A 15,321-nucleotide genomic window follows, 5' to 3' on the forward strand; every position below is an offset into this window, starting at 1 on the left:
AAGATCCCTCCACCGCGATTCTCCCGACCCGGAACCGTTCGGCCCCCACCCGCGTCCAACCCGATACACCACGTTTCCGCCCGCCGACCGGGCGAGAAGGGGGCTCCCATGCACATCTCGATCCACCCCGAGGGCCTGACCGCCTACGCGACCACCTCCACCGCCCTCGCCACCCGCCTCACCATCGCCGCCACCCACGCCGCCACCGCCGCCCCCACCGCCCTCGCCGACGCCCTGGGCCTCATCGGCGCCGACCTGCTGACCGCCTACGCCGCCGCCCACGCCACCCACACGACCACCCTGACCCACCTCACCACCCTCTTCACCGCCACCAGCGCCGCCACCGACACCGCCGCGACGATCTACACCGACCACGACCACACCCGGGCCGCCGCCCTGCGCGCCACCGCCGAGCTGGACGCATGATCGCGTCACCCCAAAGACGCTGCGCGGCAATCATGCTGATTCACCGTGACCCCGCCGTGCGTGCCGACCACGCGCCTCGCGAAGAGCCGCGATTCGTTCACGGCCGGATGCCGTGCCACCGAGCCGCGCGCCGCTGCGGAGCCGGGCGCAGGTCCACGCCACCTGGGCAGCAGACCCGGCCACGGACCATCACCGTTCTTCGGCGCCCCTGCCGATGCTGCTCGACCCCCGTGGATTTCACCGTCCCCCAAGCACTTTCCCACGGTCGGTGGCCGGATCCTGCGGGCGGCTCGGGGTCCGGCTCGGAAGTCGGCGGACCTCCCCGGTGGAGGCGAGGTCGCGGCACCGACCGAAAGGGGCGACCGGTCGGGGCAATTCGGCCGGGGGTTCGTCGATGAGCGATGACGTGTCGGCGTCGGAGCTGGAGAGACCGATCGTCGAGCTGCTGCGGAGTTTCGGGTCCGGGCGCGGCACCGCCGCGGATGTGCTGCGGGAGACCGCGCGGATCGTCGATGAGGCGCACGCCGAGACCCGGGGCAGCGTCGATCGGATGTACGACGCGTGGCGGGGGCGAGCCGGGGATGCGGCGCTGGACAACGCATTGCGGACGCGGACCACGGCGGCGACGGCGTCCGACCGCGGGCAGGCGATGGCGGAGATCCTGGAGCGCGCGGATACGGAGGTCGCGAACGGGCGGCGGGAGTTGGAGGAGATTCTGCGGGCGTTCCGGGCCGAGTTGGCTGCGCTCGGAGCGAGTGCGGATACGCCGGGCGGGACGACGGCCGCTGTCGAGTCCGCGATCGACCACATCGGCCGAGCCGTGCGGGTGGTCGAACGGGTGCGGGCGGAGTTGGCGAGTGAGACGGCTGCCATGGCGGAATTGAGCGGTCCGATTCCGGCACCGGCGATCGTGACTCCCGGGGGCGATGCGCCGGGCGATGTCGCGGGTGTTCCGGTCGATGAGGACACCGGTCCCGCCGGCGCGAGTCCGCTGCCGGACGGGGCGGGCACTGCTCCGGCGGTGAGCCCGTCACCGGATGCGGTGGAGACCGTCCCGGCATCGGCGGGCACGCACCCCGGCGACCGGTGGCCTCACGTCAGCCCAGTCACCTCGACCGGCGATCCGGTCACGAGTGGCGGTGACACGATCAAGGCTGTCGGGCGCACGTTACTCGGGACCGGGCACTCGCCGGGCGGTGTGCGGACCACCACGGCGTCCGCGTTCACGCCGAAGTCGTCCGGGGTCGGCCATGATTCGCCGGGCGGCGGGACGCACGCGGGCGGGGTGTGGGTGACGTTGCCGGACGGGAGTCGGGTGGAGGCGCCGAACGAGCAGGCGGCGGAGGCGGTTCGGCAGGCGTTGAGTGCGGTGGGGACGCCGTATGTGTGGGGTGGGGTGACGCCCGGGGTGGGGGTGGATTGCAGTGGTCTGACGCAGTGGGCCTATGGCCAGGCGGGGGTTTCGCTGCCGCGGTTGGCGCAAGAGCAGGGCCTCGGACATCCGAGCGTCGGTCCAGGGGGCTTGATGCCCGGTGATCTTGCGGTGTGGGACGGGCACGTGGCGATGGTGATCGGGAACGGGCAGTTGGTGGAGGCGGGCGATCCCGTCCAGATCGGACCGATACGAACGGAGAATTCGGGCATGCGGTTCCTCGGTTTCTACCGGCCGACGGCATGAGCGGGCCGGGGGAATCGGCGCAGGTGCCGCCGGTGACGGTCGCGGCGTCGGGAAATCGGGCGGGCACGGTGACGGTGTCGGCCACCGATCAGGGGATGCCCGTCGAGATCCGGTTCGAGCGCGGTGAATACCGGTACGGCGCACAGGCTCTCGCCGACGAGATCCTCCGATTGACGCGACGGTCCGCGCTGGTGGCGCGGTCGCGGCGGCGCGAACAGCTGGCCGCGGCGGGCGTGCCGGAGACGGTCCTGGACCGGCTCGGCCTGCCCACCCGCCAGGCCGCGGTGGACGAGCTGGATCGGCTCGACGACGCCGACACCGGCCGCACCGGTTGGTTGCGGAACCGATGAGCGCCGAGATGGACGCCCTGGTCCGAGGCGTCAACGACAAGCTGGAAGCCCTCGAAGCGACCCTGCACGACCTGGGCGGAGTGCGCGGCCGCTGCGCCGCCGAGGACGGTTCGGTCACCGCTGAGGTGGACGCCGACGGCGCGCTGACCGGCCTGTGGCTGGCCGAGTCGGTGGCCACCCGGCCCCCGGCCGAGGTCTCCCGGCTGATCCTGTGGGCCGCGCGGCGGGCCGCCGCTGAGGCGACCGCGCAGCGGGCCCGGATCATCGCCGGCCTGAACGACGCGCTGATTTCAAAAAATGTTGGGGGCGACCCGGATAGTGCCTGACGCGACGACTGGATAGGCTTCCGGTCATGGCTTCTGGAGACATCGTCCCGATCGCGCTGGGCCTGACCAAAGGCGATCTTGTCACCCTCTGGGCACCCCGCTGGCGAGACGGTGACGATGAGTGGCAGGCATTCCTCGGTCACGAGGAAGACCTCTACGGTTTCGACTCCGTCGCGGAGCTGGCCGCGTTCATCCGCACCAACTCCGACAACGATCTGGTGGATCATCCGGCCTGGAAGATCATCGCCGGTCTGTCGGCGGCCGAACTGGAGCCGGAGGAGCAGTTCGTCTTCGATCTGGTCGGCGTGCCCGAGCTGGCCGCCGACGACCCGGACCCGGAGGTGGTCTCCGAGCTCGAGGAGACCCTCGAGATGGTCCGCAATATCGGCGACGTGTGCGAACTCGATCCCGTCACCAAGTTCTTCGGCTCGCACCCGGTGCTGGGCGCGCTGGCCGGCGGGGTGAGCGCCTTCCTCGGGCGTGAGGGCGAGGAGCTGTGGGACCAGATCGGCGCGGCCATCGCCAAGGACTGGGAAGCCGTCATCGACGCCATCGACTCGGTGGTGACGGTGCCCGACGTGGACGCCGACGCGGTCTCGGTGGCCGAGGCGGAACTGCTTGCGGCGCAGGAGAACATCGTCGACGCCGAAGACGCGGCCGAGGGTGACGACGAGATCGAGGACGTCGACCTCGACGAGGACGACGAGGAGGGCGAGCCGTCCTTCTGGCACGAGGTCGGCATCGACCCGGTGAAGATCATCTCCTCGGACGGCACCTTCTTCACGCTGCGCTGCTACGTCGACGACGAGCCCATCTTCCTGGGCAAGGACGGCTCGATCACGGTCTTCGGTTCCGAGCGCGCCCTGGCCCGCTACCTGGCCGACGACCACGATCACGACCTGGCCCGGGTGAGCACCTACGGCGAGGTGCAGACCGCCGCCGTGGACGGCTCACTCGAGGTGGAGGTCGACGAGGAGAACGTCTACGTGCTGCCCGGTCTGTCCGAGGACCTGGCCTCCGGCCCGAAGTCCGTGGACACCGATCAGCTCGACCTGGCGGTCGAATTGTTCACCGACGCCGCCGACTACGCCGATGACGACGCGGTCGAGTCGGCGCTGGCGGTCTCCACTCCGCTGGGCTGGTACGTCTCCTACCTGCTGAACCCGGACCCGACCCGGATGGCGCCGAACCCGCCGTTCCAGGCCGAGTCGGAGGCATGGAAGGCGCTGGAGACGGTCTTCGAGGCCCGCCTCCAGAAGGGCTGACCCGGTCTGTCCCCCGACACGATTCGAGCCGCACCCCCACGGGTGCGGCTCGAATTGCTTTCCGGCGGGCGCTATCCCAGCAGCACCGCGTAGCCGGGCTTGATCACCTCGTCGATCAGCCGCAGTCGTTCCGGGAACGGAATGAACGCGGACTTCATGGCATTGATGGTGAACCGTTCCAGATCGCTCCAGCCGTACCCGAAGGTCTCCGACAGCTTGAGCATCTCCTTGCTCATGGTGGTGTCGCTCATGAGCCGGTTGTCGGTGTTCACGGTGACCCGGAACCGCAGCCGCGCGAGCAGGTCGAACGGGTGCTTGTCGAGCGAGGGCACCGCCCCGGTCTGCACGTTCGAGGAGGGGCACAGCTCCAGCGGAATCCGCATGTCCCGCACATAGTTCGCGACCACGCCGAGAACCGGCCCGTCCGGGCCGTCGGTGATGTCGTCGGTGATGCGCACGCCGTGCCCGAGTCGTTCGCAGCCGCAGAACGCGACGGCCTCGTGGATCGACGGCAGTCCGAATGCCTCGCCCGCGTGAATCGTGAAGTGTGCGAGGTTGGCCCGCATGTAGTCGAAGGCGTCGAGGTGGCGGCTGGGCGGGTAGCCGGCCTCCGCGCCCGCGATGTCGAAGCCGCCGACGCCGCGGTCGCGCCAGCGCACGGTGAGTTCGGCGATCTCGCGGGAGCGGGCGGCGTGCCGCATGGCGGTGAGCAGGCAGACCACGGTGATGGGGGTGCCCGCCGCGGCGGCGGCCGCCTCGCCTTCCCGGAATCCGGCGATGGTGTGCTCGACGACCTCGTCGAGGGTGAGTCCGGCCTCGATGTGCTGTTCGGGCGCGAACCGCACCTCGGCGTAGACGACGCCGTCGGCGGCGAGGTCCTCGGCGCATTCACGGGCGACCCGGCGCAGACCTTCGGGGGTCTGCATGACGGCGACGGTGTGGGCGAAGGTCTCCAGGTAGCGCTCGAGCGAGCCACTGTCGGCCGCGTCACGGAACCAGGCGCCGAGGGATTCGGCGTCGCTTGCCGGTAGCTGGTCGTATCCGGCGGCGCGGGCGAGTTCCAGCACCGTCGCGGGTCGCAGCCCGCCGTCGAGGTGATCGTGCAGGACCGCCTTGGGAGCCTGGCGGATCGAGGCGAGAGTGAGGGGCGTCGGTCCAGTCATGTAGCAACGTTAGCCGCATTCCCGTTCCGCGGCAGGACTGTTGGCCCGACTCACCGACAGTTCGACATGTCGTTGCCCTCACGTTGCTGACCGGCGCGAATCCTTCATCTTCAGGCGGTGATGCGGTCCAGGATCAAGGGTTGCAGCGGCAACTGGACGGTGCCATCGATGGTGAACGCGCCGCGCAGCAGCTCCAGCGCCGCCGGGAAGGCCTCGGGGGTGTCGGTGTGCAGGGTGAGCAGCGGCTGCCCCTCGGTGATGGAATCGCCTGGCTTGGCGTGCATTTCGACGCCCGCCCCGGCCTGCACCGGGTCGCCCTGCCGGGCCCGGCCCGCGCCGAGCCGCCAGGCGGCGAGTCCGACGTCGAGGGCGTCGAGGCGGATCAGGGTGCCCGCGGCGGGTGCGCGCAGGGTTTCGGTGTGGCGGGCCTGCGGCAGCGGGGCGTCCGGATCGCCGCCCTGGGCGCGCACCATGGCCCGCCAATGGTCCATGGCGCGGCCGTCGGCGAGCGCGTCGGCCGGGTCGACATCGGTGATCCCGGCCTGCGCCAGCATCTCCCGGGCCAGGGCGAGGGTGAGGTCGACGACGTCGGCGGGGCCGCCGCCGGCCAGCACGTCGAGGGATTCGCAGACTTCCAGGGCGTTTCCGGCGGTGTGGCCGAGCGGGGTGTCCATGGCGGTGAGCAGGGCCACGGTCCGCACCCCGGCGTCGGTGCCGAGTTCGACCATGGCGGTGGCCAGTTCGCGCGCCTGCGCCTCCTCGCGCAGGAACGCCCCTCGGCCGACCTTCACGTCCAGGACCAGCGCCCCGGTGCCCTCGGCGATCTTCTTGCTCATGATGGAGCTGGCGATCAGGGGGATGGATTCCACGGTCCCGGTGACGTCACGCAGCGCGTAGAGCCGTTTGTCGGCGGGGGCCAGATCGGCTCCGGCGGCGCAGACGACGGCGCCGACGGCGGGATCGGACAGGAGATCCCGCATGCGCGCGACCGGAAGGTCGGCCTGCCAGCCGGGGATCGCCTCGAGCTTGTCGAGTGTGCCTCCGGTGTGCCCCAATCCGCGTCCGGAGAGCTGGGGCACGGCGGCCCCGCAGGCCGCGACCAGGGGCGACAGCGGCAGGGTGATCTTGTCGCCGACCCCGCCGGTGGAGTGTTTGTCGACGGTGGGGCGGCCCAGATCGGTGAAGTCCAAACGCTTCCCGGAGTCGATCATGGCGTGGGTCCAGCGGGCGGTCTCGCGGCGGGTCATGCCGCGCCAGACGATGGCCATGGCCAGCGCCGACATCTGTTCGTCGGCGACCTCGCCGCGGGTGAACGCGTCCACCACCCAATCGATCTGCGCGTCGCTGAGCTGTCCGCCGTCGCGCTTGGCCCGAATCACGTCCACCGCCGAGTGCACCGTCACGCCCTCCACCCTGGCACGGGCTCGGCCGCCTTTCCACGGATTCCCCCGCGCGCCACGATGATCAGCTGTTATAGCGGAGTTCTACCGCTGGCCGGCGGCGAGGTCGTCGGGCCCGAAGGAGTCCGGCAGCAGCGCGTTCAGGGTGACGGGCCCGTCGCGGTGATCGACGAGCAAATCGCCGCCGCCGTGCTCGAGCAGAATCTGGCGGCAGCGTCCACAGGGCATGAGCACCGCGCCCCGCGAATCGCAGATCGAGACCGCCCGGAGTCGCCCGCCGCCGCCCGAAATCAAGTTACCGACCAGTACACATTCGGCGCAGAGGCCCAAACCGTATGAGACATTTTCCACATTGCAGCCGCTCACCACGCGGTCGTCGGCGGTGAGAGCCGCGGCCCCGACGGGGAATCCGGAATAGGGGGCATACGCCTCTTGCATAACTTCAAAAGCCTTGTAACGCAGGGATTTCCAGTCAATTTCGGACATTTCGGACCATCCTCCTATGGACGTGACAGCACGCCCGTGTTACGCGTTCTGCCTGGTCGCGAAAATCAGGAAAGGCAAACCTAACTCACAACAATTTGAGCCAACGAGCGGCACGCCGAATTAGTTCCCCTCCAAAGCTGGGTTTAGAGTTCAGGACAGATCGGTTCAGGTTCCCGACAACGGGCCTGCAGCACTGCCACCGGATGTTGATTCCGCTCGTGAGCAGGTGGTTTCGACAGTCCGAAGGCTCCGCGGCCGGATTCTGACCGGGTCCATCAACGACGTTGGAGGCACCGCACTCTATGACCACGCTAGAAGCTCCGGCCAAGCCGAAGCGAACCTTGTACCGAGGCGACCCCGGCATGTGGTCCTGGGCACTGCACCGCATCACCGGCGTGACGATCTTCTTCTTCCTGTTCGTCCACGTCCTCGATACCGCGTTGGTGCGAGTCAGCCCGGACACCTACGACCGCGCGATCGAGACCTACAAGAACCCCGTCGTCGCCCTCATGGAGATGGGTCTCGTCGTCTGCGTGCTGTTCCACGCGTTCAACGGCATCCGCATCATCCTCGTCGACTTCTGGTCGCAGGGCCCGCGCTACCAGCGCCAGATGCTCTGGATCGTGCTCGCGATCTGGATCGTCGTCGCCGGTGCCGGTGTCGGCCGCCAGTTCTTCTACCTGCTGACGAATTGAGAGCCGACATGACCGCACCTGTTCTCGGTAAGTCCTACGACCGCCCCGCCTCGCTCGACGCCCCGCGCGCCCCCCGCCGCGCCGGCGGCAACAACTTCGAGAAGTACGCCTGGCTCTTCATGCGTGCCTCGGGCCTGCTGCTGGTCATCCTGGTCATCGGCCACATGACGATCATGCTGATGCTCGACGGCGGCGTGCACCGCCTGAACTTCGCGTTCGTCGCCGGCCGCTGGGCCTCCCCGTTCTGGCAGCTCTGGGACCTCACCATGCTGTGGCTGGCCCAGCTGCACGGCGGCAACGGCCTGCGCACCGTGATCGACGATTACGCGCGCAAGGACTCCACCCGCTTCTGGCTGAAGGCCGCGCTGGTCGTGTCCATGATCCTGGTCATGGTCACCGGCACCTACGTGATCTTCACCTTCGACCCCAACATCAGTTAGGAACAGGCCACCTCGATGAGTGAATCCCGACCGATTCAGGAGCACCGCTACGACGTCGTCATCGTCGGTGCCGGTGGCGCTGGAATGCGTGCGGCGATCGAGGCCGGTCCTCGGGTGCGCACCGCCGTCCTGACCAAGCTCTACCCGACTCGTTCTCACACCGGTGCGGCGCAGGGCGGCATGTGCGCCGCGCTGGCGAACGTGGAAGAGGACAACTGGGAGTGGCACACCTTCGACACCGTCAAGGGTGGTGACTACCTGGTCGACCAGGACGCCGCGGAGATCATGGCCAAGGAAGCCATCGACGCCGTGCTCGACCTGGAGAAGATGGGCCTGCCGTTCAACCGCACGCCCGAAGGCAAGATCGACCAGCGTCGCTTCGGTGGCCACACCCGTGACCACGGCAAGGCGCCCGTGCGTCGCGCGTGCTACGCCGCCGACCGCACCGGCCACATGATCCTGCAGACGCTGTACCAGAACTGCGTCAAGCACGACGTGGAGTTCTACAACGAGTTCTACGTGCTCGACCTGATCCTGTCCGACGGCCCCAACGGCCCGATCGCGACCGGCGTCGTCGCCTACGAGCTGGCCACCGGCGAGCTGCACGTGTTCCACGCGAAGTCGATCATCTTCGCCACCGGTGGTTCGGGTCGTATGTACAAGACCACCTCCAACGCCCACACCCTCACCGGTGACGGCATGGCGATCGTGTTCCGCAAGGGACTTCCGCTGGAGGACATGGAGTTCCACCAGTTCCACCCGACAGGCCTCGCGGGCCTGGGCATCCTCATCTCCGAGGCGGTGCGTGGTGAGGGCGGCATCCTGCGCAACGCCTCCGGTGAGCGCTTCATGGAGCGCTACGCGCCGACCATCAAGGACCTGGCGCCGCGTGACATCGTCGCGCGCTCCATGGTGCTCGAGGTCCGTGAGGGCCGCGGCGCGGGCCCGAACAAGGACTACGTGCTCATCGACGTGACCCACCTCGGTGAGGACGTGCTCGAGGAGAAGCTCCCCGACATCACCGAGTTCGCCCGCACCTACCTGGGCGTCGACCCGGTCAAGGAGCCGGTGCCGGTCATGCCGACCTGTCACTACGTGATGGGTGGCATCCCGACCCGCATCCGCGGCGAGGTGCTGCGCAACAACACCGACATCGTGCCCGGCCTGTACGCCGCCGGTGAGTGCGCCTGTGTCTCCGTGCACGGCGCCAACCGTCTGGGCACCAACTCGCTGCTGGACATCAACGTGTTCGGCCGGCGCGCGGGCATCGCGGCCGCCGAGTACGCGCAGCGCGCCGAGTTCGTCGACATGCCGGAGAACCCGGCGCAGATGGTGCAGGACTGGCTGGCCAACCTGCTGGGCGAGCACGGCAACGAGCGCGTTGCCGACATCCGCACCGAGCTGCAGAACTCCATGGACGACAAGGCCGGTGTGTACCGCACCGAGGAGTCGCTGAAGTCCATGCTCGAGGAGATCCAGGTCTTCAAGGAGCGCTACTCGCGGATCACCGTGCAGGACAAGGGCCGTCGCTACAACAGCGACCTGCTCGAGGCCGTCGAGCTGGGCTTCCTGCTGGAGCTGGCCGAGGTGACCGTGGCGGGTGCGGTGAACCGCAAGGAATCCCGTGGCGGCCACGCGCGCGAGGACTACCCGGACCGCGACGACGTCAACTTCATGCGGCACACCATGGCCTACAAGCAGAGCCCGGAGCTCATCTCCGACATCCGCCTGGACTACAAGCCGGTTGTGCAGACCCGCTACGAGCCGATGGAGCGTAAGTACTGATGACTGCTGTCGCTGAAACGCCGCAGAAGCCGGCTCCGGTGCCGGACGGGTCGACCCTGATCACCGTCAAGGTCGCCCGCTTCAACCCGGAGGACGGGCAGGGCCAGCACTGGGACGAGTTCAAGGTCCCCGTACTGCCGACCGACCGGTTCCTGAACGTGCTGATCTACATCAAGTCCTACCTGGACGGCACGCTCACCTTCCGTCGCTCCTGCGCGCACGGCGTGTGTGGCTCGGATGCCATGCGCATCAACGGCGTCAACCGCCTGGCGTGCAAGATCCTCATGAAGGACATGCTGCCCAAGGGCGGCAAGGATCTGACGATCACCGTCGAGCCGATCCGCGGCCTGCCCGTGGAGAAGGACCTCGTGGTGAACATGGAGCCGTTCTTCGACGCGTTCAAGGCGGTCAAGCCCTACCTGATCACCAAGGGCAACGAGCCGACCTACGAGCGCATCCAGTCCCAGCACGACCGCGCCCGCTTCGATGACACCACCAAGTGCATCCTGTGCGCCTGCTGCACCACCTCCTGCCCCGTGTACTGGAGCGACGGCAGCTACTTCGGCCCGGCCGCGATCGTGAACGCGCACCGCTTCATCTTCGACAGCCGTGACGAGGGCGCCCGCGAGCGTCTGGACATCCTCAACGATGTCGAGGGTGTGTGGCGCTGCCGCACCACCTTCAACTGCACCGACGCGTGCCCCCGTGGCATCGAGGTGACGAAGGCGATCCAGGAAGTCAAGCGCGCGCTGCTGTTCGCCCGCTAGTTCCGACGTAGCCGAAATACCAAGGCCGCCCGCATCTTCGGATGCGGGCGGCTTTCGTTGGTCAGGCCGGGGACCGATCCTGGAATGGGGCCAGCATTTCCCAGGACCAGGTGAGGCTGCCGTCGGCGAGATCCGCGAGAACCCCGTGCAGCCAGTTCAATTCGGCTGCCGTGACGGCGCGCTGATACTCGTCCTCGAGCAACACGACACGCGGGAGGCCGAATTCGGCGGCCCCCGCCAGGCCCGCGTCGATCTCCTCGAGCGCGACACGCACGGCGTCGGCCCGCCGTCCGAGTTCGATCCGGGCCGCGTCGGGCGGCAGCAGCATCAGAAACGACAGTGCCGCAGGGAATTCCGGGAATTCGTCGCGCGGCGTCGCGACCATGTCGTTGATCCACGCGAGGCAGGCGGTGCGGCCGTCGTCGGTGATCTCGTAGACCGTGCGCTCGGGGTACTGCTGGTCGCGGCCGGTCTCGCGGACCGCCACCAGTCCCGCCTCCTGCAATCGCGCGATCGTCTTGTACAGCTGGGCCCGCTGCCCGACATTGATGACCTTGTCCTTGCCCCACTCCTTGATCCGGCGCTGGATGGCGTAGGGGTGCATCGGTTCCAGGTGCAGGATGCCGAGCACCGCCATGGCCAAGGGCGAGCGCTTGAACCGCGTGGCCGGAGTCGAAGCTGTCATGTCAACCACCTTACTAGGTGCCCGAAAACTAGTTTCTCAGAACTAGTTGCTTTGCAACTAGTCTCCATGTCACTATCGAGGAGCAGGCGAACCCGACCAGCACCGACTCCCCGAAGGGACCAAGGCCATGAAGACCACCGACACCGTGAAGATCCACACCGATCACGACACCATCAAGCACCTCGGCGACTGGACCGACGCCGCTGCCTTCCAGGTGAAGGTCCGCTACGGCAGCGCCGTCCTCGACCTGCGCTCGCCGCGGATCACCGGTGACGGGGAGATCGTGATCCACGCCGACCTCGATCACGCCATGGTGAAACTGCTGGTCCCCGAGGACGCGGTCATCGACGCCTCCGAACTGGCGTGGACCGGGCGGGGCCGGGTCAAGGACATGACCCGCCCGCTGCGCGCCGAGGGCCGCGTCATCCGGCTGACCGGTTCCGCCGCCAAGAGCGAGTTCCGGATTCACCGCGGCGGCATCGCGATCCTGTCGGCGCTGTTCAGCCGGGACTTCCTGGCGGAGGTCACGGGCCCGGACCGGGAGACCCGGGTGCCGGCGCTGCTCGACCCCGAGCACGCGGCCCGCTGACCTGAGCGCGGTGTTCGGCCCGGCTGCAAACGGGACCGAATGCCTAGCTGACGGTGGATCACCATTGGGAATTCACGGATAAAACGGCGGCCCGGCTGGTCAAACTGACCAGCTGGGCCGTCGTTCGTTGTTTAGATCACCGGGCGGTGCTTGCATCGAAGTATGTTCACCGAGGCGCAGCTGTACTCGCCGGTCACCAAGGGGGCCGACGGCGATGTGACTGTGCACTTGAGCGACGAGCATCCGGGCGTGCACGATCCGGCGTACCGGACCCGCCGCAATGCCATCGCGGCCATGGCCCTGGAGTACCGGCCGGGCGATCCGGTGCCGCACGTCGAGTACACCGCCGAGGAGCAGGAAGTGTGGCGGATCGTGTCCGCCGAGCTGGCCCGCAAGCGGGCGAAGTACGCGTGTGCGGAGGTCATCGACGCGGCCGAGCGGCTGGGGCTGCCGGCGGATCACATTCCACAACTGGACGAGGTGTCCGCGAAACTGGTGCCGCTCACCGGATTCCGGTACGCGCCCGCCGCCGGGCTGGTGCCGCTGCGGCAGTTCTTCGGCTCCTTCGCGGACCGCACCTTCCACTCCACCCAGTACATTCGCCACCACTCGGCGCCGCTGTACACGCCCGAGCCGGACGCCATCCACGAAATCATCGGCCACGCCAACCAATTGGCCAGCCCGCGCTTCGCGGCCCTCTACGAGACGGTCGGCGCGGCGGTGGCCCGGCTGGAGACCGAGCGGGCGCTGAAGTTCCTGGCCGATGTGTTCTGGTTCTCGCTCGAGTTCGGGGTGCTGCGCGAACACGGCGACGTGCGTTGCTACGGTGCGGGTTTGCTCTCCTCGTACGGGGAGATCGAGGAGTTCCGCGACGCCGACCTGCGGCCGCTGGACATCCACGCCATGGGCACCATCGTCTACGACATCACGCACTATCAGCCGGTGCTGTACTGCGCCGAGTCGGTCACCGAGATCGAGGACGTGGTGGGCGGGTTCTTCGAGACCATGACCGACGACACGGTGGCGCGACTGGTGGGCGTCGAACCCGTCTAGAGCGAGGTGAGTCCCCCGTCGAGGAAGTCGATGACCCGCACGATCTGATCCGGCGAGAACGGATACTGGTCGATGAACGCCATCATGGCCCCGGTGAGCGCGCCGGCGAAGGCCATCACCTCGAAGTCGTCGGCGGCGCGGCCGGTCCAGCGGGCCGCGATCTCGGTGACCATCACCAGGTTGCGCTGGATCTCCTGGGTGACCGCGCCGCGCAGCTCCGGCACCGAGTAGAGCAGTTCGATGCGCTCCTTCTCGAACGCGTACTCCTCGGGGGTGAGCGCGGCGAAGGCGTCCAGGGTGGCCTGTTTGAAGGCGGCCAGCAGGGTGATGTCGCGGGGCTGGGACTCGATGGCCGCGATCATCAGCGGGTCCAGGTCGTCGGCGAGCGCGACCTGCTCCTTGGACGGGAAGTAGCGGAAGAAAGTGCTCGGCGAGATGTCGGCGGCTGCCGCGATCTGCTCGACCGTGGTCTCGGTGTAGCCCTGCTCCCGGAAGAGCCGGAACGCCTCGGTGCGAATGGTCCGGCGGGTGCGTTCCTTCTTCCGTTCACGCAGGCCGCCCCCGGCCGCGGCTTTCGCCGGGGCCGGGGGCGTCGCGGAGGCAGTCTCAGCCGACATGGACCGATTGTCCCGCATCGATATCGGCGAGCACGACCGGATCCTTGCGGCGGATCACCACGGCGGCCAGCACCGCGGCGGCCGCGCAGATGGCGGTGCACACCCACAGCATCGCGCTCATGCCGTCGACGAACGCGCTCTGCACCTGGGCCAGCAGCGCCGGGTCGCCGAGCTTGCGGGCCACGCCGACCCCGGCGTTCACCCCGTCCGAGATCGGCTCCCGATCGAATTCGCCCAGCCCCGAACGGTATTGGGTGGACAGCACCGTGCCGAGGATGGCGACGCCGATGGTGCCGCCCGCCTGCCGGAGGGCTTGCAACAGCGCCGAGCCGGACCCGGCGCGCTCGGGGGTCAGGTCGTCGGTCGCCGCGCCCATGGCGGCGGGCATCACGAAGCCCATGCCCACGCCCAGCAACACCAGCCCGATGGCCGCGAACCCGTACCCGCTGTCCACGGTGATCAGCGCCGCCAGCCCGAGACCGGCTGCGAGCAGCCCGAATCCGGCGACCAGCACCGCCCGCACGCCCACCTTGGGCAGCAGCCGGTCCACCAGCCGGGACCCGACGGCCAGGCCGCCGATGAGCGGTAGCAGGCGCAGGCCGCTGCCGAAGGTGTCCGCGCCCAGTACCGCCTGGAAGTACTGCGGCATGGTGAAGAAGAGCCCGAACATGGCGAAGTTGACCAGGATCATGAACACGGTGCCCCACCGGAATCCGGGCTCGGCGAACAGGCCCAGGTCGACCAGCGGGTGCGCGGTACGGCGCTGCCACAGCACGAACGCCCCGCCCAGCGCGGCGCCCGCGGCGATGGCGGTCCAGGCCACGGCATCGCCCCAGCCCTCCTGACCGCAGCGGATGAAACCGTATGTGACACCGAGCATTCCGGCCGCCGACAGCAGTGCGCCGGGCAGGTCGATGCGGAATCGGCTGCCGCTGCTGGATTCCGGCACCAGCAGGGCGACGGCGAGCGCGCCGACGATCACCAGCGGCACATTGAGCAGGAACGCCGAACCCCACCAGTAGTGCTGCAGCAGCCAGCCGCCGACGATCGGGCCCAGCGGCAGGCCGACGGCGGTGGAGGTGATCCAGATGGTGAGAGCCCGCTGTCGCTCCCCCGGTTCCGGGAACAGCGTGGGCAACACAGCCATGGACAGCGGCATCGTGACCGCTGCCGCCAGCCCGAGCACCACACGCCCGGCGATGAGCTGGCCGGAGGTGGCGGCGAAGGCGCAGGCGACGGAGGCCACTCCGAACAACACCAGCGCGCCGAGCAGGAACTTCTTGCGGCCGAACCGGTCGCCGAGGGCGCCCGCCGGGAGCATGAAGGCGGCCAGGGCCAGGGTGTACGCGCTGCTGAACCACTGCAGCGCGGAGGTGTCGGCGTGCAGGTCGGTCGCCAGGGTGGGCAGGGCGACGGTGAGGACGGTGACATCGAGCCCGATGGTCAGCATGGAGATGGCCAGGGCTCCCAGCGCCAGCCAGCGGCGCATTCCCTCAGCTTTCATGACAGTTCCAATCATTTGATTGCTTCTCGTTAATGAGAGAGTCTCTCATTTTGGAGAGACTGTCAATTCTTGTCATGTCATGGGTTCAGAGG

Annotated in this window: 17 protein-coding genes; 11 read left to right on the top strand and 6 right to left on the bottom strand. The window is 68.5% G+C overall.

What is annotated here, in order from left to right; all coding sequences use genetic code 11:
* Positions 1 to 108 precede the first annotated feature (108 nt).
* The 5 genes from ABZ412_RS18855 (at position 109) to ABZ412_RS18875 (ending at position 4,045) form a co-directional block, all read left to right on the top strand.
* A complete protein-coding gene (locus ABZ412_RS18855; protein WP_357282188.1) occupies positions 109 to 426 on the top strand; it encodes a type VII secretion target in 318 nt (105 codons plus the stop codon).
* Positions 427 to 820: 394 nt separating this feature from the next.
* Positions 821 to 2,104: an NlpC/P60 family protein gene (locus ABZ412_RS18860; RefSeq protein WP_357282189.1), complete on the top strand. Its 1,284-nt coding sequence runs from the start codon at positions 821 to 823 to the stop codon at positions 2,102 to 2,104.
* Positions 2,101 to 2,454: a hypothetical protein gene (locus ABZ412_RS18865; RefSeq protein ID WP_357282190.1), complete on the top strand. Its 354-nt coding sequence runs from the start codon at positions 2,101 to 2,103 to the stop codon at positions 2,452 to 2,454. The genes ABZ412_RS18860 and ABZ412_RS18865 overlap by 4 nt, the downstream gene beginning before the upstream one ends.
* The gene (locus ABZ412_RS18870) at positions 2,451 to 2,780 is read left to right on the top strand and encodes a YbaB/EbfC family DNA-binding protein (protein ID WP_357282191.1); all 330 of its coding nucleotides are present in this window, start codon (positions 2,451 to 2,453) and stop codon (positions 2,778 to 2,780) included. The genes ABZ412_RS18865 and ABZ412_RS18870 overlap by 4 nt, the downstream gene beginning before the upstream one ends.
* A 26-nt stretch (positions 2,781 to 2,806) precedes the next feature.
* A complete protein-coding gene (locus ABZ412_RS18875; RefSeq protein WP_357282192.1) occupies positions 2,807 to 4,045 on the top strand; it encodes a primosomal protein in 1,239 nt (412 codons plus the stop codon).
* A gap of 71 nt (positions 4,046 to 4,116) precedes the next feature.
* Here the strand turns inward: ABZ412_RS18875 and ABZ412_RS18880 are convergent, their stop codons facing one another.
* The 3 genes from ABZ412_RS18880 to ABZ412_RS18890 all read right to left on the bottom strand — a co-directional run bounded on the left by ABZ412_RS18880 (position 4,117) and on the right by ABZ412_RS18890 (position 7,094).
* Positions 4,117 to 5,208 carry an adenosine deaminase gene (locus ABZ412_RS18880; protein WP_357282193.1) on the bottom strand — a complete coding sequence of 364 codons (1,092 nt, stop codon included), beginning with the start codon at positions 5,206 to 5,208 and terminating at the stop codon, positions 4,117 to 4,119.
* A gap of 110 nt (positions 5,209 to 5,318) precedes the next feature.
* Positions 5,319 to 6,605: a thymidine phosphorylase gene (locus tag ABZ412_RS18885; RefSeq protein ID WP_357282385.1), complete on the bottom strand. Its 1,287-nt coding sequence runs from the start codon at positions 6,603 to 6,605 to the stop codon at positions 5,319 to 5,321.
* An 87-nt stretch (positions 6,606 to 6,692) separates the two neighbouring features.
* A complete protein-coding gene (locus ABZ412_RS18890; protein ID WP_357282194.1) occupies positions 6,693 to 7,094 on the bottom strand; it encodes a cytidine deaminase in 402 nt (133 codons plus the stop codon).
* Positions 7,095 to 7,396: 302 nt separating this feature from the next.
* Here ABZ412_RS18890 and sdhC point away from each other — a divergent pair, with 302 nt between their 5' ends.
* From sdhC to ABZ412_RS18910, 4 genes are read left to right on the top strand one after another with little or no spacing between them, the layout of a single operon-like run.
* Entirely contained in the window at positions 7,397 to 7,789 is a 393-nt protein-coding gene (gene sdhC, locus ABZ412_RS18895; protein ID WP_213557854.1) for a succinate dehydrogenase, cytochrome b556 subunit, read from the top strand.
* 8 nt (positions 7,790 to 7,797) lie between these two features.
* Positions 7,798 to 8,229, top strand: a complete 432-nt coding sequence (locus ABZ412_RS18900; RefSeq protein WP_357098390.1) for a succinate dehydrogenase hydrophobic membrane anchor subunit — start codon at positions 7,798 to 7,800, stop codon at positions 8,227 to 8,229.
* A 15-nt stretch (positions 8,230 to 8,244) separates the two neighbouring features.
* A complete protein-coding gene (sdhA, locus tag ABZ412_RS18905; protein ID WP_357282195.1) occupies positions 8,245 to 10,014 on the top strand; it encodes a succinate dehydrogenase flavoprotein subunit in 1,770 nt (589 codons plus the stop codon).
* Positions 10,014 to 10,781 (top strand): succinate dehydrogenase iron-sulfur subunit, encoded by a 768-nt coding sequence (locus ABZ412_RS18910; protein ID WP_357282196.1) that lies wholly within the window; start codon positions 10,014 to 10,016, stop codon positions 10,779 to 10,781. Before sdhA ends, ABZ412_RS18910 begins: the two co-directional genes overlap by 1 nt.
* A gap of 61 nt (positions 10,782 to 10,842) precedes the next feature.
* On the opposite strand, the gene ABZ412_RS18915 is transcribed toward ABZ412_RS18910, so the two are convergent.
* Positions 10,843 to 11,466 carry a PadR family transcriptional regulator gene (locus tag ABZ412_RS18915; RefSeq protein WP_357282197.1) on the bottom strand — a complete coding sequence of 208 codons (624 nt, stop codon included), beginning with the start codon at positions 11,464 to 11,466 and terminating at the stop codon, positions 10,843 to 10,845.
* 127 nt (positions 11,467 to 11,593) lie between these two features.
* Here ABZ412_RS18915 and ABZ412_RS18920 point away from each other — a divergent pair, with 127 nt between their 5' ends.
* Together ABZ412_RS18920 and ABZ412_RS18925 are read left to right on the top strand one after the other, a co-directional pair.
* The gene (locus tag ABZ412_RS18920; protein WP_357282198.1) at positions 11,594 to 12,055 is read left to right on the top strand and encodes a hypothetical protein; all 462 of its coding nucleotides are present in this window, start codon (positions 11,594 to 11,596) and stop codon (positions 12,053 to 12,055) included.
* Positions 12,056 to 12,217: 162 nt separating this feature from the next.
* The gene (locus ABZ412_RS18925; protein ID WP_357282199.1) at positions 12,218 to 13,108 is read left to right on the top strand and encodes a phenylalanine 4-monooxygenase; all 891 of its coding nucleotides are present in this window, start codon (positions 12,218 to 12,220) and stop codon (positions 13,106 to 13,108) included.
* On the opposite strand, the gene ABZ412_RS18930 is transcribed toward ABZ412_RS18925, so the two are convergent.
* Both ABZ412_RS18930 and ABZ412_RS18935 read right to left on the bottom strand, forming a co-directional pair.
* Positions 13,105 to 13,725, bottom strand: coding sequence for a TetR family transcriptional regulator (locus tag ABZ412_RS18930; protein ID WP_357282200.1), 621 nt, complete (start codon positions 13,723 to 13,725; stop codon positions 13,105 to 13,107). The genes ABZ412_RS18925 and ABZ412_RS18930 overlap by 4 nt on opposite strands.
* Positions 13,715 to 15,229, bottom strand: a complete 1,515-nt coding sequence (locus ABZ412_RS18935; RefSeq protein WP_357282201.1) for an MFS transporter — start codon at positions 15,227 to 15,229, stop codon at positions 13,715 to 13,717. Before ABZ412_RS18935 ends, ABZ412_RS18930 begins: the two co-directional genes overlap by 11 nt.
* Between the last annotated feature and the right edge of the window lie 92 nt (positions 15,230 to 15,321).

This window comes from Nocardia sp. NPDC005746 (assembly GCF_040630785.1).
In the GTDB taxonomy this organism is placed as follows: Bacteria; Actinomycetota; Actinomycetes; order Mycobacteriales; family Mycobacteriaceae; genus Nocardia.

Bases quoted from the DNA above. Each gene is read 5' to 3' on its own strand.
- ABZ412_RS18860 (WP_357282189.1), top strand. From the start codon at position 821: ATGAGCGATGACGTGTCGGCGTCGGAGCTGGAGAGACCGATCGTCGAG.
- ABZ412_RS18875 (WP_357282192.1), top strand. From the start codon at position 2,807: ATGGCTTCTGGAGACATCGTCCCGATCGCGCTGGGCCTGACCAAAGGC.
- ABZ412_RS18880 (WP_357282193.1), bottom strand. From the start codon at position 5,208: ATGACTGGACCGACGCCCCTCACTCTCGCCTCGATCCGCCAGGCTCCC.
- sdhC (WP_213557854.1), top strand. From the start codon at position 7,397: ATGACCACGCTAGAAGCTCCGGCCAAGCCGAAGCGAACCTTGTACCGA.
- ABZ412_RS18930 (WP_357282200.1), bottom strand. From the start codon at position 13,725: ATGTCGGCTGAGACTGCCTCCGCGACGCCCCCGGCCCCGGCGAAAGCC.
- ABZ412_RS18935 (WP_357282201.1), bottom strand. From the start codon at position 15,229: ATGAAAGCTGAGGGAATGCGCCGCTGGCTGGCGCTGGGAGCCCTGGCC.
- ABZ412_RS18870 (WP_357282191.1), top strand. From the start codon at position 2,451: ATGAGCGCCGAGATGGACGCCCTGGTCCGAGGCGTCAACGACAAGCTG.
- ABZ412_RS18910 (WP_357282196.1), top strand. From the start codon at position 10,014: ATGACTGCTGTCGCTGAAACGCCGCAGAAGCCGGCTCCGGTGCCGGAC.
- ABZ412_RS18900 (WP_357098390.1), top strand. From the start codon at position 7,798: ATGACCGCACCTGTTCTCGGTAAGTCCTACGACCGCCCCGCCTCGCTC.
- sdhA (WP_357282195.1), top strand. From the start codon at position 8,245: ATGAGTGAATCCCGACCGATTCAGGAGCACCGCTACGACGTCGTCATC.
- ABZ412_RS18855 (WP_357282188.1), top strand. From the start codon at position 109: ATGCACATCTCGATCCACCCCGAGGGCCTGACCGCCTACGCGACCACC.
- ABZ412_RS18865 (WP_357282190.1), top strand. From the start codon at position 2,101: ATGAGCGGGCCGGGGGAATCGGCGCAGGTGCCGCCGGTGACGGTCGCG.
- ABZ412_RS18890 (WP_357282194.1), bottom strand. From the start codon at position 7,094: ATGTCCGAAATTGACTGGAAATCCCTGCGTTACAAGGCTTTTGAAGTT.
- ABZ412_RS18925 (WP_357282199.1), top strand. From the start codon at position 12,218: ATGTTCACCGAGGCGCAGCTGTACTCGCCGGTCACCAAGGGGGCCGAC.
- ABZ412_RS18920 (WP_357282198.1), top strand. From the start codon at position 11,594: ATGAAGACCACCGACACCGTGAAGATCCACACCGATCACGACACCATC.
- ABZ412_RS18915 (WP_357282197.1), bottom strand. From the start codon at position 11,466: ATGACAGCTTCGACTCCGGCCACGCGGTTCAAGCGCTCGCCCTTGGCC.